This window comes from Aeromonas sp. SER (assembly GCF_038739615.1).
Lineage (GTDB): Bacteria > Pseudomonadota > Gammaproteobacteria > Enterobacterales > Aeromonadaceae > Aeromonas > Aeromonas jandaei.
The window spans coordinates 61,463-82,163 of the sequence record NZ_JBCGFC010000006.1; the positions used below are offsets into that span (position 1 = coordinate 61,463).

General features: G+C 56.7%; 19 protein-coding genes, 4 tRNA genes and 1 pseudogene. 6 read left to right on the forward strand and 18 right to left on the reverse strand.

Annotation, left to right across the window (positions count from 1 at the left end):
* Nucleotides 1-708 precede the first annotated feature (708 nt).
* From AAHA41_RS10825 to AAHA41_RS10840, 4 genes and pseudogenes are all read left to right on the forward strand, one after another.
* A pseudogene (locus AAHA41_RS10825) lies at nt 709-993 on the forward strand (type VI secretion system PAAR protein); the annotation flags it as partial.
* Between the two features lie 194 nt (nt 994-1,187).
* A complete protein-coding gene (locus tag AAHA41_RS10830; RefSeq protein WP_323071472.1) occupies nt 1,188-2,174 on the forward strand; it encodes an S-type pyocin domain-containing protein in 987 nt (328 codons plus the stop codon).
* The gene (locus AAHA41_RS10835) at nt 2,174-2,668 is read left to right on the forward strand and encodes a DUF6392 family protein (RefSeq protein WP_323071471.1); all 495 of its coding nucleotides are present in this window, start codon (nt 2,174-2,176) and stop codon (nt 2,666-2,668) included. The genes AAHA41_RS10830 and AAHA41_RS10835 overlap by 1 nt, the downstream gene beginning before the upstream one ends.
* A 297-nt stretch (nt 2,669-2,965) precedes the next feature.
* Entirely contained in the window at nt 2,966-3,463 is a 498-nt protein-coding gene (locus tag AAHA41_RS10840; protein WP_288030461.1) for a DUF6392 family protein, read from the forward strand.
* Between the two features lie 205 nt (nt 3,464-3,668).
* Here AAHA41_RS10840 and AAHA41_RS10845 read toward each other — a convergent pair whose 3' ends face one another.
* From AAHA41_RS10845 to plsY, 13 genes are all read right to left on the reverse strand, one after another.
* Nucleotides 3,669-4,895: a site-specific integrase gene (locus tag AAHA41_RS10845; protein ID WP_323071468.1), complete on the reverse strand. Its 1,227-nt coding sequence runs from the start codon at nt 4,893-4,895 to the stop codon at nt 3,669-3,671.
* Nucleotides 4,896-5,077: 182 nt separating this feature from the next.
* Nucleotides 5,078-5,524 carry a DUF2787 family protein gene (locus AAHA41_RS10850; protein ID WP_323071465.1) on the reverse strand — a complete coding sequence of 149 codons (447 nt, stop codon included), beginning with the start codon at nt 5,522-5,524 and terminating at the stop codon, nt 5,078-5,080.
* A 66-nt stretch (nt 5,525-5,590) separates the two neighbouring features.
* A complete protein-coding gene (locus AAHA41_RS10855) occupies nt 5,591-6,085 on the reverse strand; it encodes a hypothetical protein (RefSeq protein ID WP_323071464.1) in 495 nt (164 codons plus the stop codon).
* Nucleotides 6,086-6,104: 19 nt separating this feature from the next.
* Nucleotides 6,105-6,629, reverse strand: a complete 525-nt coding sequence (locus AAHA41_RS10860; protein WP_323071462.1) for a hypothetical protein — start codon at nt 6,627-6,629, stop codon at nt 6,105-6,107.
* An 11-nt stretch (nt 6,630-6,640) separates the two neighbouring features.
* Nucleotides 6,641-6,859, reverse strand: a complete 219-nt coding sequence (locus tag AAHA41_RS10865; RefSeq protein WP_076574930.1) for a hypothetical protein — start codon at nt 6,857-6,859, stop codon at nt 6,641-6,643.
* 110 nt (nt 6,860-6,969) lie between these two features.
* Nucleotides 6,970-7,392 (reverse strand): MGMT family protein, encoded by a 423-nt coding sequence (locus AAHA41_RS10870; protein ID WP_139400374.1) that lies wholly within the window; start codon nt 7,390-7,392, stop codon nt 6,970-6,972.
* A gap of 516 nt (nt 7,393-7,908) precedes the next feature.
* On the reverse strand, nt 7,909-8,244 hold the full coding sequence (locus AAHA41_RS10875; RefSeq protein ID WP_042048757.1) for a YegP family protein: 336 nt from the start codon (nt 8,242-8,244) through the stop codon (nt 7,909-7,911).
* Between the two features lie 173 nt (nt 8,245-8,417).
* A complete protein-coding gene (locus tag AAHA41_RS10880; RefSeq protein WP_342697327.1) occupies nt 8,418-9,590 on the reverse strand; it encodes a nucleoside recognition domain-containing protein in 1,173 nt (390 codons plus the stop codon).
* Nucleotides 9,591-9,696: 106 nt separating this feature from the next.
* A tRNA-Asn gene (locus AAHA41_RS10885) sits at nt 9,697-9,772 on the reverse strand.
* 8 nt (nt 9,773-9,780) lie between these two features.
* Nucleotides 9,781-9,856, reverse strand: a tRNA-Phe gene (locus AAHA41_RS10890).
* Nucleotides 9,857-9,859: 3 nt separating this feature from the next.
* Nucleotides 9,860-9,935: transfer RNA gene (locus tag AAHA41_RS10895), tRNA-Thr, on the reverse strand.
* A gap of 53 nt (nt 9,936-9,988) precedes the next feature.
* Nucleotides 9,989-10,064 (reverse strand) — tRNA-Phe (locus tag AAHA41_RS10900).
* Between the two features lie 47 nt (nt 10,065-10,111).
* Nucleotides 10,112-10,774, reverse strand: a complete 663-nt coding sequence (gene plsY, locus AAHA41_RS10905; protein ID WP_323070514.1) for a glycerol-3-phosphate 1-O-acyltransferase PlsY — start codon at nt 10,772-10,774, stop codon at nt 10,112-10,114.
* A gap of 156 nt (nt 10,775-10,930) precedes the next feature.
* Between plsY and folB the strand changes: the two genes are divergently transcribed.
* Together folB and folK are read left to right on the forward strand one after the other, a co-directional pair.
* On the forward strand, nt 10,931-11,302 hold the full coding sequence (folB, locus tag AAHA41_RS10910) for a dihydroneopterin aldolase (protein WP_201968016.1): 372 nt from the start codon (nt 10,931-10,933) through the stop codon (nt 11,300-11,302).
* Nucleotides 11,302-11,811, forward strand: coding sequence for a 2-amino-4-hydroxy-6-hydroxymethyldihydropteridine diphosphokinase (folK, locus tag AAHA41_RS10915; RefSeq protein ID WP_323070515.1), 510 nt, complete (start codon nt 11,302-11,304; stop codon nt 11,809-11,811). Before folB ends, folK begins: the two co-directional genes overlap by 1 nt.
* A 59-nt stretch (nt 11,812-11,870) precedes the next feature.
* Here folK and mdtD read toward each other — a convergent pair whose 3' ends face one another.
* From mdtD to acnB, 5 genes are all read right to left on the reverse strand, one after another.
* On the reverse strand, nt 11,871-13,283 hold the full coding sequence (gene mdtD, locus AAHA41_RS10920) for a multidrug transporter subunit MdtD (RefSeq protein ID WP_255937877.1): 1,413 nt from the start codon (nt 13,281-13,283) through the stop codon (nt 11,871-11,873).
* A gap of 68 nt (nt 13,284-13,351) precedes the next feature.
* Nucleotides 13,352-14,479: a GTP-binding protein gene (locus AAHA41_RS10925; protein WP_323070516.1), complete on the reverse strand. Its 1,128-nt coding sequence runs from the start codon at nt 14,477-14,479 to the stop codon at nt 13,352-13,354.
* Nucleotides 14,480-14,488: 9 nt separating this feature from the next.
* A complete protein-coding gene (locus AAHA41_RS10930) occupies nt 14,489-15,883 on the reverse strand; it encodes a D-arabinono-1,4-lactone oxidase (RefSeq protein WP_323070517.1) in 1,395 nt (464 codons plus the stop codon).
* 159 nt (nt 15,884-16,042) lie between these two features.
* A complete protein-coding gene (locus tag AAHA41_RS10935) occupies nt 16,043-17,629 on the reverse strand; it encodes an EAL domain-containing protein (protein WP_323070518.1) in 1,587 nt (528 codons plus the stop codon).
* A 252-nt stretch (nt 17,630-17,881) separates the two neighbouring features.
* Entirely contained in the window at nt 17,882-20,479 is a 2,598-nt protein-coding gene (acnB, locus tag AAHA41_RS10940) for a bifunctional aconitate hydratase 2/2-methylisocitrate dehydratase (protein WP_203974568.1), read from the reverse strand.
* Between the last annotated feature and the right edge of the window lie 222 nt (nt 20,480-20,701).

A 20,701-nucleotide genomic window follows, 5' to 3' on the forward strand; every position in this document is an offset into this window, starting at 1 on the left:
AAGCAGAGTTGGTATTGGAGACTGGCGTTTGGCATTTAGCCCAGCCCGCTTGAATGAGGACCACGACGCCGATAATGTGGGCAAGATCCTGCTTTAGATTGATAAACGGGCGGATCTGCGTGCGCAAGGTTCAGTGACGACTGCAAATAACGGTGGTTCTCCGGCCTCTCTCACTATCTGAGGAAGCACCGAGACCGATCACCATTCGATGCCAAAACTCGCCCCGTAATGCGCAAAAATGGGGGACTCGCGCAGGCTCCGGTTGTTCGGCGGCCATGCCCCGCATGAAGTGCTGGGGACGGTGTTGTATCCGCGTTGGGGTAGAGTAACTGTTGCCCCTCCTCTTACCCCCCCCCCCCCTGTGAGATGGTCTTTGTACCATTGCTTATCCGGGCCATGGTGTTTTTGGCTCGATGGCGATGCCCCTGTCTGTGGCTCCTGCTTCTTTGCTTCAGAAAATGCCTTGGCCATCCCCCTCTTGCCTGCCTTCTAGACCACGTTCAGCTGCCTTGTCGGGTTGGTACAGCCGAGCTCCCTCCGGGCAGTCAGTGTTAGATTTTTGTTAGGAAACGCTTATGCTTTGGCACCTCAACCTCAATGCCAAGTCGGTCTCAATTTGGCGTAACGAGCTGTGCGCAACCGTTGAATTGCTTCAAAAACGTGCAAAGCTGTAATAAAGTGCTATTCATTTGAATCAATGGAGCAGATATGTCTAAGCACGCTGCCAAGATTGGTGATATTGGCACTGACCATGATGGCTTTCCTCCTACGCCCATTATCGAAGGCTCTCCAGATGTCTTTATTGATGGCATTCCAGCCGCTCGGGTAGGGGATGCGCTGGCCCCTCACGATAAGCCAAACAATCCACCCCATCCGCGTAAAATCGCCGCAGGCTCTTCCACGGTTCTTGTTAATGGTAAGCCCTTAGCGATTACTGGCGGCGCTGTTGATTGTGGTGGTGTGATCATTGGATCGGGCACTGTGATAGTCGGTGATGAGTTCAAACAAGTTGAGTCCAGCGTTATTGCTCCAGTGATCAAGAAAGCGACTCCCTTCATTTTCGCCAAGTCCAGCTCTGTGCCTTTGACAACTATTGAGGCCGCTGCTGGGCCTGAACCGCTAGCCATGTTTGGCAAAGCCGTAGTGCTCGCACCAATCCCCACGAATGCCAAACAAGGAGGCGCTAAATGACCAGTGCTGTTGCCACAAGTACGGCGAGTGAAGTCGCACTTGGAAGGATATCTGGTAGCTTGCCGAGCGAATTAGGAGCCTGGGCCTTGCGTACCAGTGGAGCTGCATCAGGAGCATTTCTGATGGCATTTTGGCCGTCTGATCTTGGTGATGGCACCCTCTACAGCGACGAGCAGTTGCAAGCGATGAGCCGTGCAGCTACCCGGGTCCGCTTCCGGTTTATCGAAGATGAACAGGGTCGAATGCAGGTCTATGGGATCCACACTAGCGCCTCATCTGGGATGGATTCAGTGCCAATCGTGCAAGCTCGGCAAGAAGGTAGTGCCATTGTCGCTGCGATCCCCGGTGGGCCTACGCTCACTTGGTACCCTGATAGCAGTGGTGAAGTGCCCGATGCCAGCAGCTACTACCCTGAGCGGGATGGTCTGGAGGTGTCGAATATTCTGGTGCGCCCCATCCCGGATGCGCCGGATGCGGAACTTGAGACATTCCCCGCTACTGGTGATGACCTTGAAGATTGCATCATTACCTTCCCTGCATCCTTGGGCATTCCTCCACTTTATTTGGTATTTAGTAAGCCTCCGGTTAAGTTGCTGGAGGTGGATCTTTTCCGCAATTTTGAAGGGAGACCCCGAAATGGTACTCATGCTGACCATATGCCTTCACAAGCAGCTATAGAGGCGTACTTAAAAAGCCTTGATTCAGACATGGACCAAGACTTAATTAAATCATACAAAAAGGACGTTGCATCTATTATTATTCCAGCTTCAGTTCATCAGAAGTATAGTGAGACATATGGCAGACGAAACACTCGCAATGATAGAGCTCAGATCATAAAAGATTCCAGTGACTTACGAAAAGCCGTGGATAATAACTTCGACGCAATAAAGCCTTACCTTCGTGATGAGGGTTTTAGCGACGCTGAGCTTGAGCAGGCTCGTGACAAAATGCATAAAATAAATAAGTCTCAGGGGTGGTATTAATGACTGTCGATGTGAAATTTTTAATTAATGGTTTTGGGAAAACATATCAAGAATTGTTTGATAGTGGTTTTATTCCATATAAAACCAAGCCAAAAGGCGATTCTGGCAGCCCTGTCATAACTCTTGATATGGCGAAGGAAGGAGTTCTCCTGACGTTTGACAAAGCAGATCAAAAGCTAATCGAAATGACATTGCGATTGATTGATGAGCGTAATGATAAATATACATTTCCAAATGAGATGCCAGCTCCTCTGTGGCTTGATATGTCTAAACCTTCTATACGTGAGCGCTTTGGCGAACCTTTACATTCACATCCTCCGCATAAAATAATAAACAGGGTATTTGGAGGTGTCGATTACTACGAGTTATCTAAAGGTGCAAAATCCGTAATGATGCTCGTGCGTTATAACTCTGAGCTGAAAGCTATGACTGTGACGTTCAAGCCTGCGGCCTTAGTAAATTGGAAGCCACTATCTCCCTCATTGTTGATTTAACAATCCATAAAATAACAGCCAACTTGGGCTGTTGGCTGTTATTTTATTTACGCTATCCACCAAACCCGTTCAATAATTAATAAAGCTTCCATAAGTCCATCAAAAATGCAGTGAAACTTATGGTGGACGTAATACACCATCGCAAATTGATAATGATGCGAAAGACCTTAAAGCTGCCGTGGATCGTAACCTTGATGCCATTAAGGGATATCTACGTGACGAGGGCTTTAGTGATGCAGAGATCGAGAAAGCGAGGCAGGCAATGCACCAAGTGAATAAAGAGCAAGGGTGGTACAAATGACGGTCAATGTGAAGGCACTAATCAATAACTTGGGACAAACCTACGAGGCTTTATTTGAAGCTGGCTATATTCCTTACAAAACAAAACCGAAAGGTGATTCTGGCTGTACAGAAATCAACCTCGACATGGCCAAAGAAGGGGTTCTCCTCTCTTTCGATCGGGCAACCCGAAAGTTAGTTGAGGTCGATATTGACCTAATACGAGAGGAAAACAGCAAATATGTTTTCCCGAATGAACTCCCTGAACCATTACAACAACACATGTATCGCCCTCAAGTGCGCGAAGAATTTGGCCAACCTAAAAACTCCCATCCTCCCTATCAAATAATAAAACGGCGTTATGGGGGCGTGGACCATTACCCAATGAAAGTAGGCGAACAGCGAGTAAGCATGTTGCTGTACTACAACCTTGAACAAGTAGTGACCGGGGTTGCATTCAAGCCGACAGAGCTTGTTGAGTGGAAGGAACTCGACCCTTCTCTGCTGATCACGTAAGTTGTTGGGTTATAGGATCTGAATCTCCTATACAAGATGCCCTACGGGCACAGCCCGTATACCACGGCATACCACTCTCCTCAGCCGCGCATAAACTCCAGCCCCCCAAGAGAGACAGCCAACCGGTCAAACTCGCCAGCCCCCGAAGTAAAGGGCTGGCGAGTTAGGCAGCGATACCTCCTGGATACTCCCTGCATTTGCTTGCTTATCCTGCTCGTTGCAAGGCGATCGACTCCGCTTTGACTGAGCTGGGAGCGATTAACGCTTGCTCCACGCAGTTCGCCACCTGTGCGCTGGTATGGCGCAATCTGCTGGCGTGTAGGTGGGCATATCGCTGACTGGATTGGCTGCTTGAATGGCCCAGCTGTGCCTGTACGTCATACAAGGTGCCACCGCTGGAGACAATCAACGCTGCAACCGAATGACGACAGGTATGAATACATACTTGCCCTTCGATTTGTGCTCGTTTCAGCATCCGGTTAAATGGCTTGGTGACGTTGTTCAATGGCTGCCCCGGCTTCTGTCCTGGGAACAGGTAGGGGTTTCCCGCTATCACCGGCGTATCCTGTAAAACCTGCATCGCCATATGATTCATATGCAGGATCCGGCTCTTGCCGTTCTTGGTGTGCGGGATAAACAGCGTCTGATTCACCTTGTCGATATGCTCCCACTTGGCCAGCCTCAGCTCATCTTTTCGTAGCCCCGTCAGCAACAGCAGTTTGACGTACTGCCCTGCATAGCGATTCTCGTCAGCATCCGCCGCCATGAACAAACGCCGGATCTCAGCCTTCTCTAGGAATCGGGTTCGCTGGTTGTTCTCGGGGAGCGTCTTCAGATAGACCAATGGATGTTGCTCCAGATACCCCATCCGTACACTCCACGTCAGGATAGCCTTGAGCAAGGTGGTGATCCGGTTGTTGGTGGCTGGCTTGCACTGACACATCAGGCTGGTTTGCAAGGCTTGCCCTTGCTCCAGATTGATTTCCGATAACAGCCGAGAGCCCAGCGCCGGTTGCAGGTGATCCCGGAACCGCTGCTCGTCGTTCTGCCAGGAACGCTTATGATGCTTGGCATAAGGCAGGTAATGCAGCTGGAACAGCTCATGCAACGTGAGCTCTTGCCGTTTATCCTCCTTCAGTTGCTTGGGGTCGATGCCTTGTGACAGCAGCCGTTTATAGTCTGTGGCAATCTCTCTGGCCGTGTTCAGGTCTACGTCTGGAAAGCGCCCTATGGCAATAGCCCGCTTGCGACCATGCCACAGATACCGCATCAGGAACTTCTTGTTGCCCTCCCCTTTCCCCACCAAGCATTTGAGCCCTGAGATCTGGGTGTCACTGTATTCAGCCTCCGTGGATTTTGCATTTGCGGGATTGGGTGGCAACGCCTCAATCGCTTTTTGGGTGAAGCGAAAACGAGATGGGAGATCTGACATAGTGGAACTCCTGTTAACTGGTGTGAACGGGGACTGTCATTGCCCCAAGAAAAAACAGCACAGGGAGGTCGGATCCCTGTGCCGGTCTGGTAGTACTGACTTATCTGTTGACGGTGATGTTAGCCACCGATGGTTTACCCACTCGCGGCCAACGGCTTTCCGGTCGATATCTGGTCTGCGCGTCAGTCTGGCGTCACTGTCAGGGTGAAAACGTCCATCTGGGCGTAGCAACAAAAACTCTGCTGCCAGAGCTCAAACCACTCATTCACATCTGCCGGGGAAATCTCTCCCATCATCGAATGGGTGTACTCTTCGATGCTGAAATCAAAATCCAACTCTTTGGTCAACTCGGTACACCAGCCTTGGCCCACATAGGCAAAGTCAGTGACGTAGCGCAGATGCCAGCCGTCATCCCAGCGTTCAAGACGGATCTCGACAGGATGATAACCTCCGGTTGTTGCGCTGTAGTCTGGGTCTCGGTAGTTGAAGGTCAGGGCTGCTGGTGTTGTGCCATCCGGGATCTCATCAGGGAAATCCTCCAGCGCCGAGCTGATGGTCTGCTCCAGTAGCGTTTGCAGGTCGTGACTTATCCTCACAGGCAAGCCCGTGATAACAAGGGTAGGTTTCATATTGGATTCTCTTTAACTGAAAGGTGGGTATTCGAGTGATGGAATAGAGCGGGCTGTCGATGTGGGTTAGTTGGTGGTGCTGACCTCTGGCAGCTTGGCCTTGAGGCTGTCAAACCACTCGGTATGTTTACCCGTGATCAGATGGCCGAAACGCACTTCCGGTGCCGCCTTGGTCAATTCCAGATGGCGCAGCACGGCAGCCAGGAACCCCGCGTTATTGCTACTGCCTTTGAAGTGCCAGATCACCTTGAACAGGCCAGAGGTAAATGCCTTGTCTGGCTGTTGCTCCTTCAGTAGATCTACGACTTGTGCCAAGCCGAACCACTCCTTGGAACACAGGCCCCCGCCGCTGCTACCGGTCAGACGGATCAACAGCTCAGACTGTTCAGGTTCATGGCCTATCTCATAGCCCACAGTGGTAGTTGAGCCTGGTGAGAGCAAGGTGGCGACACCACTGGTTAAGATAACCTTGGCAGGCAGCGCGGGTTTATCGCTAGCCTTGTTCTCGGGCTGGGTATTGGTCTGCTGGCTGGCGGCTTGCTTGTTGGTCTTGCTATTCATATTGGGATCCTCGGATAAATCAGATAGTGGATTTCAGGTAAATGGTGGTGCCCAAGTCGGGCTGTGCCTGTTCAGGTTTGAGGCGGAAGGCCAGATGCTGGAATACCGGGAGTGGTGCGGTTAGGGCATCGAACGGTGTGCCGTACCCAGTGAAGCGATAGGGCTCCCATGCTCCCACTTCTGGGAGAGGCAGCCAGAACACGGCATCTTCTGCGCAGTCAATCAGCTTGATAGTGCCCGCTGCTAACCGCCAATAGTCAGCGTAGTAACCGTTGTCATCATCCCGGACTGACTCGCCAGTATGGGATGCTATCGAAATCAATACTTCAGGCTCTTCGCTGTGCAGGGACTTGGCCTTGAGCACGGTCGCCTCTTTGACCACGACCAGCAGCACAGGTTGATTTTCCTCTGGCAGGAACTCAGGAACATACATGCCGCATGTAATGACCTCCTGCATCAACAAGCTCAGCGTTTGCCAGCTGTAGGCATACCCTTTGAGTGTTTCGTGGGATGCGTATTTCCCTTCTTGAATGAACTCATCCATGGCAGTCTCCCTTAGTCTGCTGGGCCGGTGATGTAGCCGATAGTGCCGCCGATGATGGTGCCTGCGACGGCTCCTGGGATACCGCCTCTGGCACCGACGCCAGCTCCAGTGATAGCCCCCTTAATTGCTCCCTTGGTGCTGCCCTTTACCGTGAAATCTATACTGCCGTCTCTCATGGGCTTGATGCTGATCGCTGCTACTTGTTTGCGCAAAATTTGATGGATAAACATGTCCTGTCCTTTAAATCGTGGATATGAAAAAGGCCCTGAGGGGTTAGCTCAGGGCCTCATGTTCTGGATGAACATGGTTTTAATATGTGTTTGAAGCGCGCACAGATACGTTAGAGGTAATCAGCCCATTCCAGTTCTTCACGTGTCCTTCTTAAAGTTCCCGATGATGGCGTTCTATATAGATGCCATTTTGTATTCCACACCTTGCGCTGCTCCTCCTCCAACGTTGACCCTTTGGGTATCAAGTCCTCCCAACCCGGTGTATTTGTGTCTTTAATCACGACAATACAACTCAGCGGAGGGAGATCGTTGTAGAGGCAGTAGAGGGATACGATACCCAAGGCATTTCCCAAAGTGATGCCAGCTTGAGGTTGATATCCAAGCAGCTTAGCTAACTCACCATAGGTGATTGTTTTTCCTGGATTAAAAAGCACCCAGCCCGATAATATAATCCATATGAAATGTGCCTGTTCATAACGCCTAGCGCCTGACGCAGGTAAAGATTTGAGTTTCGGAATTTGGACTTTAGCCATTACACCCTCCAGATTGTGTAAAATTGCACAACTTGTGCATTTCTGCGCAAAATAAGGTTCCTCTTAAATCCCGCCAAAGTCAAATGCGATAAGCTATCTCACCATTCTCTGCCTGTAGACCGGTTATCCCCCAGACCCGCACTGAGCATACCCGGCCAACTCTGCTTGGGTGACTTTTGGCATCAGGGTTGCCGTCTACCCGTGCTCTTGCCTGCCATCCCCTCTGATTGCGTCTCTCCGGTCTTGTCTCCGGTCTTACCATAGCCACTGCGCACAGCGGTAAAGACCGGAGCTGGCGACCGGAAAAATGGCCTGACGACGAGCTTGCTTATCTACTCATCTCTGTGACGAAGTGCTCCACGCACATACCTTGACCACCCAGACCAGATATAGACCGGGCCAGGTTATGGAACAGAAACCAGCAACCACAAACGTAGAAGGGGGGCACTATGCCCCCCTTCGGAAATACATGTTCTCGACTTAACGCAGCTGCATATGAATCTCAAATTAATCCAATTATGACTGGGTCAAATCCTTAACTGTCTTGGATGGGCCGTTAGTTTGCACAGAGGCAATGCCGTTCTCGGCTGATGACTCGCTAGCGTACATCTGGCTCACACCAATGATCTGGTGGTTCTTGGCCTTCAGGTTAAAGTGCCACTTCCCGTTTACAGCCGGTTTCAGGTCATAATTGGCTCGTTCAGGTGAATTGGTCTGCACCGATGCGATACCGTTCTCCGCTGAAGCACGACTGTTGTACATCTCGCTAGTCAGGATTACCTCGCCGTTTCCCGCTTTTAGTACAAAGTAATGTTGCTTACTGCTAGAAAGTTTTAACTCATACCAACCCATGAAAATGCCTCCAGTCACCATTTGGAACACTCAGATTAATCTCTTTTCAGCTCTCAATACCGGGGGCTCACTCACACAAACTGAATAAAAAAACACACAACCCAACTTACTCACCACGAGAAATGCAAAGAGGCTCCGAAGAGCCTCTTTTTATGTCCGTATCTGAACCCGACTCAGCCCAGCAGCATATAAAGCTGGTGCGCTGCCACCCCGGCGCACAGGCCGCCGATGGTGTGGGCGACAATGGCGCGGGAGGTGAGATGGCGATAGCCGAGGGCATCAAGCATGGCGGTGTGGGTGCTCAAAAAGCCGCTCCAGCACATCCCCATGGCGGTAAACACTGCCACCTCGTTGCCGGTGATCCACCCCTTGGCAATAAAGGGGGGCACCAGCGACATGGCGGCACCGACCGCACCGAGCGAGGTAGCCGGGAAGGCGACCAGCTCCGGCTGCTGGAAGCCGAACAGCAGGTCAAACAGCCAGCTTACCTTGGCAGCCAGCACCGGCAGCAGGGCAACCCCCTGAAACGCTTCGCCGGTATAGCCCTTCTCCCCCGGGCCGAAGGTGAGCAGCATGACGAAGGTGCTGATGATGAGCACACCCGGGATCACCGCCATCCCCAGCTCCACACCGGATTTGCCGCCATCGAGCAACGAGTTGAGGATCCGCAGCCAGCCCGGCGCAGCCTCCTTGCTGACCCCGACCTTGTGCCCCTTGGCATCAGCCGGCTCATCGTCCAGCACCTCGCCCACCAGCGGGCGGATCATCCGCTGCATCAGCCGAGTAGATACCACCGAGCCAACCAGAGCGCCGAGCAGACCGATCAGCGCCGCGCTGGCGGTGGACTCCCCGCCCGGTAGCTGCAGGGTGGCCATAAAGGTCACCACGATCAGGCCCATACCGAAGGCGGTACCGAAGTTGGTCAGAGACACCAGTTGCCAGGGGGTGAAGCCCTTGCGAAAGCGGCTGTCCTTAGCAAGGCTGATCACCGCCGGGTTATCGGAGAAGAAGGTCATCAGCGCCGCCAGCGCGGTGCGCCCCGGCAAGCGGAACACCGGCTTCATCAGGGGTGCCAGCAGCACCTCCAGCAGCCGGATCACCCCGAATTCGCTCAACAGCTGGCTGAGAGCGCCGGAAAGTACGGTGATCCCCATGATGAAGAGCACGGTATTGAGCAGCAGCTGGTGGGCGGTATTGAACAGGGTGTTGACCATGGCGGAGAGGCCCATCTGGCTGCCGAGGTAGCCAAACAGGCTGCCCAGGATCAGCAGCACCAGCACGGGCTCAAGCCACTCGCGGATGGTGGCCAGTCGCCCCTTTGAGTCTATAACTACTTGATTTTCCATATCTATCCTGCCGTCATTCTGTGCGTGTGTGATTGTTGTTATGGTAAAAAAGCGGTATTGAACCAAAGAAAAAAAGCCCTTGTCTTGCGACAAGGGCTTTTCGGTTTGGCTCCTCCTGCTGGGCTCGAACCAGCGACCTGCGGATTAACAGTCCGTCGCTCTACCGACTGAGCTAAGGAGGAATTATTAGTGGTGCCCAGAGACGGAATCGAACCGCCGACACGGGGATTTTCAATCCCCTGCTCTACCGACTGAGCTATCTGGGCAAATGGTGCCGGCTACCGGAATCGAACTGGTGACCTACTGATTACAAGTCAGTTGCTCTACCTACTGAGCTAAGCCGGCACACTTTAAACCATTGTGCATGAACAAATTTTTTATTTCATGGCACCAAAATTTGGTGCCCAGAGACGGAATCGAACCGCCGACACGGGGATTTTCAATCCCCTGCTCTACCGACTGAGCTATCTGGGCGTGGGCGCTATTAAACGGATTTTAAGGCGGATGGTCAACGGGAAATTTTACTTTTTGTCTCGTTCGTCTCTTTTTTGCTCAACATCACCCGTTTTTCCCACTTCCTCGCCACAGGCACACCCTTTTCGCCGCCAGACTCTGGGTTCTTCCCCCTTGAGCAAGCGGGAGATGTTCTCGTGATGGCGGATCAGGATAAGGCAGGAGAGCAGCGAGACAGGGAGGGTGTATTCGGGTTTGAGCTGGTAGGTAAAGAGTGGCGTGAGCAGCACGGTAATGATGGAGGCCAGCGAAGAGTAGCCGCTTGCCAGCAACACCAGCAGCCAGGTGCCGATGACAGCGCCCCCCATGGTGAAGCCGAGCGGCATCATGGTGCCCAGCGCCGTCGCCACCCCCTTGCCACCGCGAAAATGAAAGAAGATGGGGTACATGTGGCCAAGGCAGGCAGCCACCCCGATAAAGCCGAGGTAGACCGGCTTTATTTGCAGATACCAGGCGAGATAGACAGGCGCCGTTCCCTTGAGCACATCGAGCAGCAGCACCACCAGCGCTGCCAGCCGGCCACCGAGGCGCAGCACATTGGTGGCGCCGGGGTTGTGGGAACCATGATCCCGCGGGTCGGGCAGACCACTGCAGCGGGAGACCAGCACAGCACTGGATAGTGAACCACCCAGGTAGGCCAGAATAATCATCAAAATCGTCAGGGCCGTCATCTTGGTCGTTTTTACCACGATATGAATGGGGTATGATGCGGGCCACAACGCTGGCATGGGCCCATGCCCACCCAGAGCGCCTCGGCAAGCCTGTTGCCCGGCCAGCATCCCTGCGCTGTCATCACAGCCCATCAAGAGTAAAGAAGAAGTACAGTCATGGACAAGGTGTTTATTCGCGGACTCGAGGTTTTGACCACCATAGGTGTATATGAGTGGGAGAAAGGCATTCGCCAGAAGCTCCGTTTTGACCTCGAAATGGGGTTCGACAACCGCCCCGCCGCCGCAACCGACGACATCAATCTGGCACTGGATTATGCCGACCTCTCCAACAAGATCTGCGAGCATGTCACCGGCAAGATAGTCGAGCTGGTCGAGACCATGGCCGAGCAGGTCGCCATGCTGGTACTCGCCGACGAGCGGGTGCAGTGGGTCAAAGTCACCCTCACCAAGCCGGGCGCCGTACCCAATGCCGCCGGTGTCGGAGTCGAGATCCTGCGCCACCGCACCCCAGCGGCGAGCAGCAACTGATGACCACTATCTATATCAGCCTTGGTTCCAACATCGAGCGAGAGCGCCATATCCGCGCAGGACTCGATGCATTGCACGCTGCCTTCGGCGAGCTGCGGGTCTCCCGGGTATTCGAGAGTGAAGCGGTGGGCTTCAACGGCCGTCCTTTCTACAACCTTGTTGCCGCAGCCGAGACCGACCTGCCGCTGGTTACCGTCTGCCAGCTGCTGCGCGAGATGGAGTTCGCCCACGGCCGCGAGCCGGATGCCAAGAAGTTCGCCCCGCGCACGCTGGATCTCGACCTGCTGCTCTATGGCGAACTGGTCTGCGAGACGCCACTGGTGCTGCCGCGCGGCGAGATCCTCACCAACGCCTTCGTGCTCTGGCCGCTGGCCGAGCTGGCGCCCGGACTACGCCACCCCGTCGATGGCCGCACCATGGGCGAGCTGTGGGAGAGCTACGACAAGGCCTCCCAGCAGCTGTGCCCCATTCCCTTTCACTGGGAAGCGCGGGAGCTGCTGCACCACTGATCGACAAGGGCACCTCGCGGTGCCCTTTTCGTTGATATGACTTCTTATCCTGTTCTTTCTTATCCTCTGACCTGAGCCGAAGTCGTGCCCCCGTCTCGCGCCAGTTGGGCGAAGATCAGCGCCGCCAGCATGGAGAGCAGGCCGACACAGAGGTAGGTAAGGTGGAACCCTGCCAGCCACTGGCCGTTGGCGGCTGAGGTGCCCGCCGAGAAGAGCCCCAGCAAGCTGGCGGCAATCGCAACCCCCAAACTCATGGAAAGCTGCATCACCACCGAGAGCAGGCCATTGCCGCTACTGGCCAGGGTCGGGCTGAGATCTTGCAGCGTAAGAGTGTTCATGGCGGAGAACTGCAGCGAGTTGATGGCGCCGAAGATCGCCAGCCAGCCCAGCAGCACGCCATAGGGAAGCTGGTTGTCAATAAAGTAGAAGCTGGCGATCATGGCACCGAGCAACAGGGTGTTGCCGATCAGGATCCGGCGATAGCCCACCCTGGGGATGAGCTTGTTCACCAGCGTCTTGGTCAGCATGGCGCCCAGCACCGTCGGGATCATGGTCATCCCCGCCTTGCTCGGGGAGAAGCCGAGCCCCAGTTGCAGAAAGAGCGGGGTGAGGAACGGCATGGCACCGCTGCCAAGTCGGGCAAACAGGTTGCCCCAAACCCCGATGGCGAAGGTGGCGGTCTTGAACAGGTTCAGGCTGAAGAGCGGCTGCTCCGCACTGGCGGCATAAAGCCAGTAGCTCGCCATCGCCGCCAGCCCGAAGATCAACGCAAACAGCGCCCAGCCGGTGGAGATGCTGTGCTCCCCCAGCCCCTGCAAACCGACCGACACCAGCACCATGCCGAGGCTGAACAGCACGAAGCCCTGCCAGTCAAAACGGGCGGTAGCCTGACGAAGATCGGGCATAAAGTACCAGCTCGCCATAAAGCCGATCACCCCCACCGGCAGGTTAATCAGAAAGACCCAGTGCCAGCTCGCCACCTCGACCAGCCAGCCACCGAGCGCCGGCCCCATCAGCGGGCCAAGCAGCCCCGGAATGGTGACGAACGACATCACCCGCAGCAGCTCCCGCTTGTCATAGACCCGCAGCACCGCCAGTCGCCCGACCGGCATCAACAGCGCGCCGCCAATCCCCTGCAGCACCCGGGCTGCCACCAGCATCGAGAGCGAACCGGAGGCGGCACAAGCCAGCGAACCGAGGGTGAACAGCGAGATTGCCGCCAGATAGATGCGACGGGTACCGAACCTGTCCGCCAGCCAGCCGGAGGCCGGGATAAGCAGGGCCACCGTCAGCATGTAGGCGATCACCACCGACTGCATCTGCAGCGGGCTCTCCCCCAGCGTCTCGGCCATGCTGGGCAGAGCGGTATTGAGAATGGTGCCATCCAGCGACTGCATGAAAAAGCCGACAGCCGCCAGCATGGGCAGCCACTTGCGCTGGGCCGGGGTCACCCCGAGTGAAACTTCCGCCATAACAGACCACCTCCACTTCAGGAATAAAAAGACCCGCTCTCGTTGTTACGGGCGGGTCATGTCAGACATCAGGCATCCGGCTGGCCAAGCATGGCCTTGAGCTGCTCTTCGAGGCTGGGCTCGGGAGCCTTGAGCGTATCAAGGAACAACCGCTCTATCCCCGCCTTGTCCTGAGTTTTCACGATAAACACCAGTCGGGACTGGGCCTTGCCCTCCGGCCACTCACCCAGTGCCTGCAGCGGATAGAGCTGACCGTGGACGCCGTGGATCACCACCGGCTGACTCTCCCCTTCCAGCTGCAAGATCCCCTTTAGGCGCAGCAGTGCATCACCATACTGTGCCTGTACCGCATCGATCGCAGCCAGCAGACGAGAGGGCTTGAGCGGCTCGCCGATGCGCAAAGAGAAACTTTCGATGTTGCCGTGCTCGAAGTGGGTGGGCGCAGCGGTGCCCACCTTGGCGGCGAACGGCTGCATCTTGGGTTGCATCGGTGACGCCAGCCCCTGCTTGGGGGATTCGGTGCGCAGCCATGCCAGCAGCTGGCGCACATCGCGCCCGGCCGCTTCGTTGTAGGCACCCAGCTTCTCCAGCACCTTGGGCGAAAGCTCGCCATTGGTCACCAGCTGGAGCGGCGCTGCCGGATTGAGTGCCGCCAGTTGAGCTTCGACCCGAGCCAGCTGCTCGCCATCCACCAGATCGCCCTTGCTCACCACCAGCAGATCCGCCAGCGCCACCTGTTTCACCGCCTCATACTGGGCCGCCAACTGCTGCTCGATATGACCGGCATCCACCACGGTGACGGTGCCATCGAAGCGGTAGCGCTGGGCGATAAAGCCCTCTTCCCTCAACGTGAAGAGCACGGGGGCCGGATCGGCGAGGCCAGTGGTCTCGATAATCAGCCGCTTGAACGGTTTGATCTTGCGCTGGATGGCCTTCATAAAGAGCCCCTGCAACGCCTCCACCAGAGAGCCCTGCACCGAGCAGCAGATGCAGCCGGAGTCGAGCAGCATCACCTGCTCATCTACCTGCTGCACCAGATGGTGATCCAGCCCCACCGAGCCGAACTCGTTGATCAACACAGCACACTCGCCGAGTTCCGGCTGCTTGACCCAGTGGTTGAGCAAGGTGGTCTTGCCGCTGCCGAGAAAGCCGGTCAGCAGGGTCACTGGGATACGGGTATCTTGCATATCGGTCATGTCGAGTCCTTACCGGTTGGCAAACAGGTCGCTGAGCCAGCGGTTTTCAAAGCGGCCGTGGGGGTCGAGTTCACGCTGCAAGGCCACGAAGTCGTTCCAGCGCGGCAGCAGGGCCGGAAAGTCGTAGAGATCCATCGCCAGATGCTTGCCGAAGTGGGGAATGCCGCCGAGCGGCACCAGCAGTTGCTGCAGCTCGCGCATCTGCTCCATGGAGCCGTTGACGAAGGTGCCGTCCGCCGCCAGATAGACCAGAAAACCGATCCAGCAGACCGGCTGGCCGTAGGCGGCACTGAGCCAGGCCTCGGAGGGGCCGGTGCAGCGCAGGATAAAGGGGTAGTGCAACACGCCCGGATTGGCCTGCTGCCACGCTTGCAGAGTCTCCAGCGCCTCGTTCATGCGATGGAGCGGCACCGCCACTTCGCAATTGATCTGGGGCGCCGGGATCCCCTTGCAGAGGATCTGATAGACGTTGCCCACCAGATCGGAGGCATCCTTGAAGCGGCGCACAGTCTCGAAGTGCTCACCGGCCAGCGCCTCATCCTTGGTGTCTTTCGCCATCTTCTGCAGGGTGGCATCTATGGTGGCATTCATGCGGGCGTCGATATCGCCATCCAGCAGCAGCGGCTCGCTGCCACCGGCGCGGTAGCGGACCACCTCGTCATCGGAGGCGGGATCCACCAGCCAGATGTGGCTCTCGCCGGTCCAGGCAAACCACCAGCTCTTCACGAAGCCGTGCTCGCGGTTGAGCCGCTCGTTGTGCTCCAACAGGAAGGGGTAATCGGTGGTGAACTTGGTGCAGCGCATGATGCGGTTCGGTACGGTACGCAGGGTGACGTCGAGCAGGATGCCGAGCATCCCCATCCCCATCACGAAGGCGCCGAAGCGCGGGTCGGTGCGATCCACCCGGATGATGTCGCCATTGGCCAGCATCACCGTCATCGCCTCCACCGCATCGCAGAGGGCTGACTGATGCAGCCCCTGACCGTGGGTGCCGGTGCTGAGGGCGCCGCCCAGAGTCTGGATGCCGATAACCCCGGGGGAAGCCGGCAGCATCCGCTCCATGGCGATAAGATCGCCGTAGACGATATCGAGGGGCGTCCCCGCCTGATAGGTCACGGTATCGGCGGTTTTCGCCAGCTGGCCGCGCAGGTGGTGCAAGTCCACCAGCAGCGCCTGACTGCCCTCGGCATAGACGCTGTGAATGGGTTCGAAAGAGAGGCCGGAGCCGATAAGGCGCAGCTTGCGCTCGGGGTGTTCCCGCAGCAGTTGCTGCAGCTCGTCGCGGGTTTTCGGGCGCCACACCTGATCCAGCGCCCCGAGGGGATTGGTTCTCGACCAGTTGAACAGCACCTCCCGATTACCAATCGCCTTGATGCTGTGAAATGCCTGGAACTGAACCGTCATACCGCGCCTCATCTCTTGCTGACGTCAAAATGAGCGACGATTCTACCGAAAAGCGGGCGCCAAGGCATGGAAAACAAGACCCTGCCAATCTGGTGGAATTGGCCTCATTCCCGCTATCGCCACATTATCGGAATCGTTTGGTACTGGTCGGCGAGTCTCTCAGACGGTACCCGGGATATCGCCCGCCAGCGCGGTGGCCGACTCTTCCTGCTCCTTTGGCAACAGCTCGTCGCAGAACTGGCGCAGCGGCATGGGGCGGGCAAACAGGAAGCCCTGCAGATAATCGACCCCCTTGCTTCTGAGGTAGTCAGCCTGCCTGCTGGTTTCTACCCCTTCCGCCACCAGCGCCAACCCGAGGCGAGTCGCCAGATCGATCACGTTGTCCACGATATGCTCCGAGAGCGACTCGGTGCCGATACGGGCGATAAAGGACTGGTCGATCTTGAGGTAGTCGACATGGAACTGCTGCAGATAGATCAGGCTGGAGTGGCCAGTCCCGAAATCGTCGATTGCCAGCTTGACCCCCATCTCGTCCAGCTGACGGAACAGGGAGAGGGTCTTGGGATCCGCCACCAGCAGCTCACGCTCGGTCAGCTCCAGCACCAGTACCACCTTGCCGGGGGCAAAGTGATCAAGGAACAGCCGGCACTCCTGCAGCAGGGCAAAGTCGTGACAGTGTGCTGCGCTGATATTGAAACTGATATGAAAACCGTCGGGCAAAGAGCGTTGTACCCAGCTCAGCTGAGCTGCCACGTTGCGCATCATCTGGCTGGTCATGGGGACGATAAGCCCCGACTCCTCAGCCTGCGGAATAAAGAGATCGGGGCGGATCACCCCTTCGGTGGCATGGTTCCAGCGCATCAGCACCTCGGCCCCCATCATCCGCCGGGTGTCGCTGGCCACCAGCGGCTGCAGATAGGGGACAAACTCTTTCGCCCGCAGTGCCCGACGCAACTCATCCGTCGGAGAACCAGGTCGCCCCAGCACCCACCACACCAGCAGGGAGAGCAACAGGGATGCGCCAACCAGCGACAACAGCGCCGTCTGGCGAGCTTCCCACAGCGAACGCCAGTAGAGTGGCATGGTATAGCCGGCATAGATGGTGAAGGGGTAACGCTGGGAGGAGAGTTCAAGGCTGGTGCTGTGGTGCAGTCTGGGCAGACGTTCGAGATAACGACCCGATTCGCTGAGCCAGGCCGAACCGACTTGCAGGAACAGCTCGCTCGGCTTGCCACTCAGGGAGAGCATGAAGCTGAGCTGGGTACTGTCGATGGCACTCAGGGCCGCATCAGAACCCTGTTCGAGACGCACCACCAGCAGCGGGTGATTCTTGCGTACCCGGTTGCCGCTCATCAGCAACAGTTTGCGCCCGGTGTAGATAGTGCTGTCATCTGCATCATTGGCCTCACCAAACAGGGAGGTACAGTTGATCACCCCGTCGCGCACCAGATTGACCGAACGCAGAAACGGTTCGAGCGCAACCGTCTTTCTCAGGATCAGCAGGTTCTGGGCACAGGGAGCATTGACCAACGGCAACACCTCCCGGTTGGCCTCCTCGGCCCTGTCCAGCATCTCCTCAAGCAGCAGCTTCGCCTTGTGCGCCGAATCGCGAGAGTCAGATCTCAGATCCTGAACATAGATACTGTGAATGATCCAGCTGCCCACCAGCAGCGGCAGGGAAAATACCAACAAGGCACTGCCAACACGCAGCCTGGTTCGGGAGAGATCGATCCGGAATAGAAACATAGAGAGCCACGCCACAGTTGGTCAGAGCCGCCCGCAGGCAGACATCCACATCATACCGACCAACGCAGGGATCTCCCGACTGGTCATAACCAAACAACATAACGCAAAGCACTTATAAAACGAACAGCGAAAACTGTGGTTGGATCACAGCCCGCAGCAACAAGCCTCGAAAGAGGCTCAAGAATAGAAAGCCGCAAAATAGAAATGCCGCGTATTACGCGGCATTTCTCGTTACAGCTGTGCAGTGAGGCGTTAGACCGCCTGCTGCAGGATCACCGCATCGGCCTTCTTGGTGTAGGAGGCGATCTCGTTGAAGTTGAGATAGCGGTAGGTGTCAGCCGCAGTGGCATCGAGCGCCTTGGCGTATTGCAGGTACTCAGCCACGGTCGGGATCTTGCCGAGGATGGCGGCAACCGCAGCCAGCTCCGCAGAGGCCAGATAGACGTTGGCACCCTTGCCCAGACGGTTCGGGAAGTTACGGGTGGAGGTGGAGACCACCGAGGCCCCTTCCGCTACCCGCGCCTGGTTGCCCATGCACAGGGAGCAGCCAGGGATCTCGATGCGGGCACCGACGCGACCAAAGATGCCGTAGTAGCCCTCTTCGGTCAGCTGATCCTTGTCCATCTTGGTGGGCGGCGCGATCCACATGCGGGTCGGCAGCTCACCCTGATACTTCTCGAGCAGTTTGCCGGCGGCGCGGAAGTGGCCGATGTTGGTCATGCAGGAACCGATGAACACCTCGTCGATCTTGTCGCCAGCCACGTCGCTCAGCAGACGGGCATCGTCCGGATCGTTCGGCGCGCACAGGATCGGCTCCTTGATGGTGGCCAGATCGATCTCGATGATTTCGGCGTACTCGGCATCCTTGTCCGCTTCCATCAGGGTCGGGTTGGCCAGCCACTCTTCCATCCCCTTGATGCGGCGGGTGATGGTGCGCACGTCGCCATAGCCTTCGGAGAGCATCCATTTCAGCATCACGATGTTGGATTTCAGATACTCGATGATCGGCTCTTTATCCAGCTTGATAGTGCAACCGGCAGCGGAGCGCTCGGCACTGGCATCAGCCAGTTCGAACGCCTGCTCTACCTTCAGGGTCGGCAGACCTTCGATCTCGAGGATACGGCCGGAGAAGATGTTCTTCTTGCCCGCTTTCTCGACGGTCAACAGCCCTTTCTGAATGGCGGCGTAGGGGATGGCATGGACCAGATCACGCAAGGTGATGCCAGGTTGCAGCTCGCCCTTGAAGCGCACCAGCACGGATTCCGGCATGTCCAGCGGCATCACGCCGGTAGCGGCGGCGAAGGCCACCAGCCCAGAGCCCGCCGGGAAGGAGATGCCGATGGGGAAACGGGTGTGGGAGTCACCACCGGTACCCACGGTATCCGGCAGCAGCATGCGATTCAGCCAGGAGTGGATGACGCCGTCACCCGGACGCAGAGAGACACCGCCTCGGTTCATGATGAAGTCCGGCAGGGTGTGGTGGGTCTGTACGTCGATGGGCTTCGGATAGGCTGCAGTGTGGCAGAAGGACTGCATGGTCAGATCGGCGGAGAAACCGAGGCAGGCCAGATCTTTGAGCTCGTCGCGGGTCATCGGGCCCGTGGTGTCCTGAGAGCCGACCGTGGTCATCTTGGGTTCGCAGTAGGTGCCGGGGCGAATGCCCTTCACGCCGCACGCCTTGCCCACCATCTTCTGGGCCAGGGTGAAGCCTTTGCCGGTATCGGCCACCGGCTGCGGGCGACGGAATACGGTAGAGAACGGCAGACCCAGCGCTTCGCGGGCCTTGTCGGTCAGACCGCGACCGATGATCAGCGGAATACGGCCACCGGCGCGCACTTCGTCGATCAGCACGTCGGTTTTCAGTTCAAACTGCGCCAGCACCTGCTCGGTGCCGTGCTTGCAGATCTTGCCGGCAAACGGGTAGATGTCGATCACATCGCCCATCGCAAGCCCAGAGACGTCCACCTCGATGGGCAGAGCGCCGGCATCTTCCATGGTGTTGAAGAAGATCGGGGCAATCTTGCCACCCAGCACCACGCCACCGGCGCGCTTGTTCGGCACGAACGGAATGTCGTCGCCCATGAACCAGAGCACCGAGTTGGTGGCAGATTTACGGGAAGAGCCGGTACCGACCACATCGCCGACATAGGCCAGTGGGAAACCCTTCTCTTTCAGGGCGTCGATGGTCTTGATGGGGCCAATGGCGCCATCCTTGTCGGGGGTGATGCCGGGACGGGCGTTTTTCAGCATCGCCAGCGCGTGCAGCGGAATGTCCGGGCGGGACCAGGCGTCCGGTGCAGGAGAGAGGTCGTCGGTGTTGGTTTCGCCGGTCACCTTGAACACGGTGACGGTGATCTTCTCGGCCAGCTCCGGGCGCGAGAGGAACCATTCGGCATCAGCCCAGGATTGCATCACCTGCTTGGCGTGAGCATTGCCCGCCTTGGCCTTCTCCTCCACGTCGTGGAAGGAGTCGAACATCAACAGGGTATGGGAGAGGCCCTTGGCAGCAAGAGGAGCCAGGGTCGCATCGTCCAGCAGGTCGATCAGCGGCTGAATGTTGTAACCACCCTGCATGGTGCCCAGCAGTTCAACGGCTTCGGCGGCAGTCAGGATGGGAGAGTGGGCTTCGCCCTTGGCGACGGCGGTGAGGAAACCGGCTTTGACATAGGCCGCTTCATCAACACCGGGGGGAATTCGGGAGGACAACAGCTCTTTCAGAAAGTCTTGTTCGCCGGCGGGCGGGTTCTTGAGCAGCTCGACCAGGGCGGCGACCTGCTCTGCGTCCAGAGGTTTGGCAACCACGCCCTCGGCAGCACGTTCTGCGACGTGTTTACGGTATGTTTCAAGCACGACTAATTCCTCTTTGGTCTTTTTTTGGGGTTCGCCCACGCTCGCGGCGATCGTCCTTGCGGGACACCCCGTAGGGTGCTCCCCACTATATAAGTTTTAACGACCAATTAAAATCCAAACCCTGTTAACCAATTCAACACAAAACCGTAACCAATTAAACAGGCTGGTATTTTTTGAAAATTAAATACCAGCCCGGATGCAGAGTTAACAAATACGCATCAT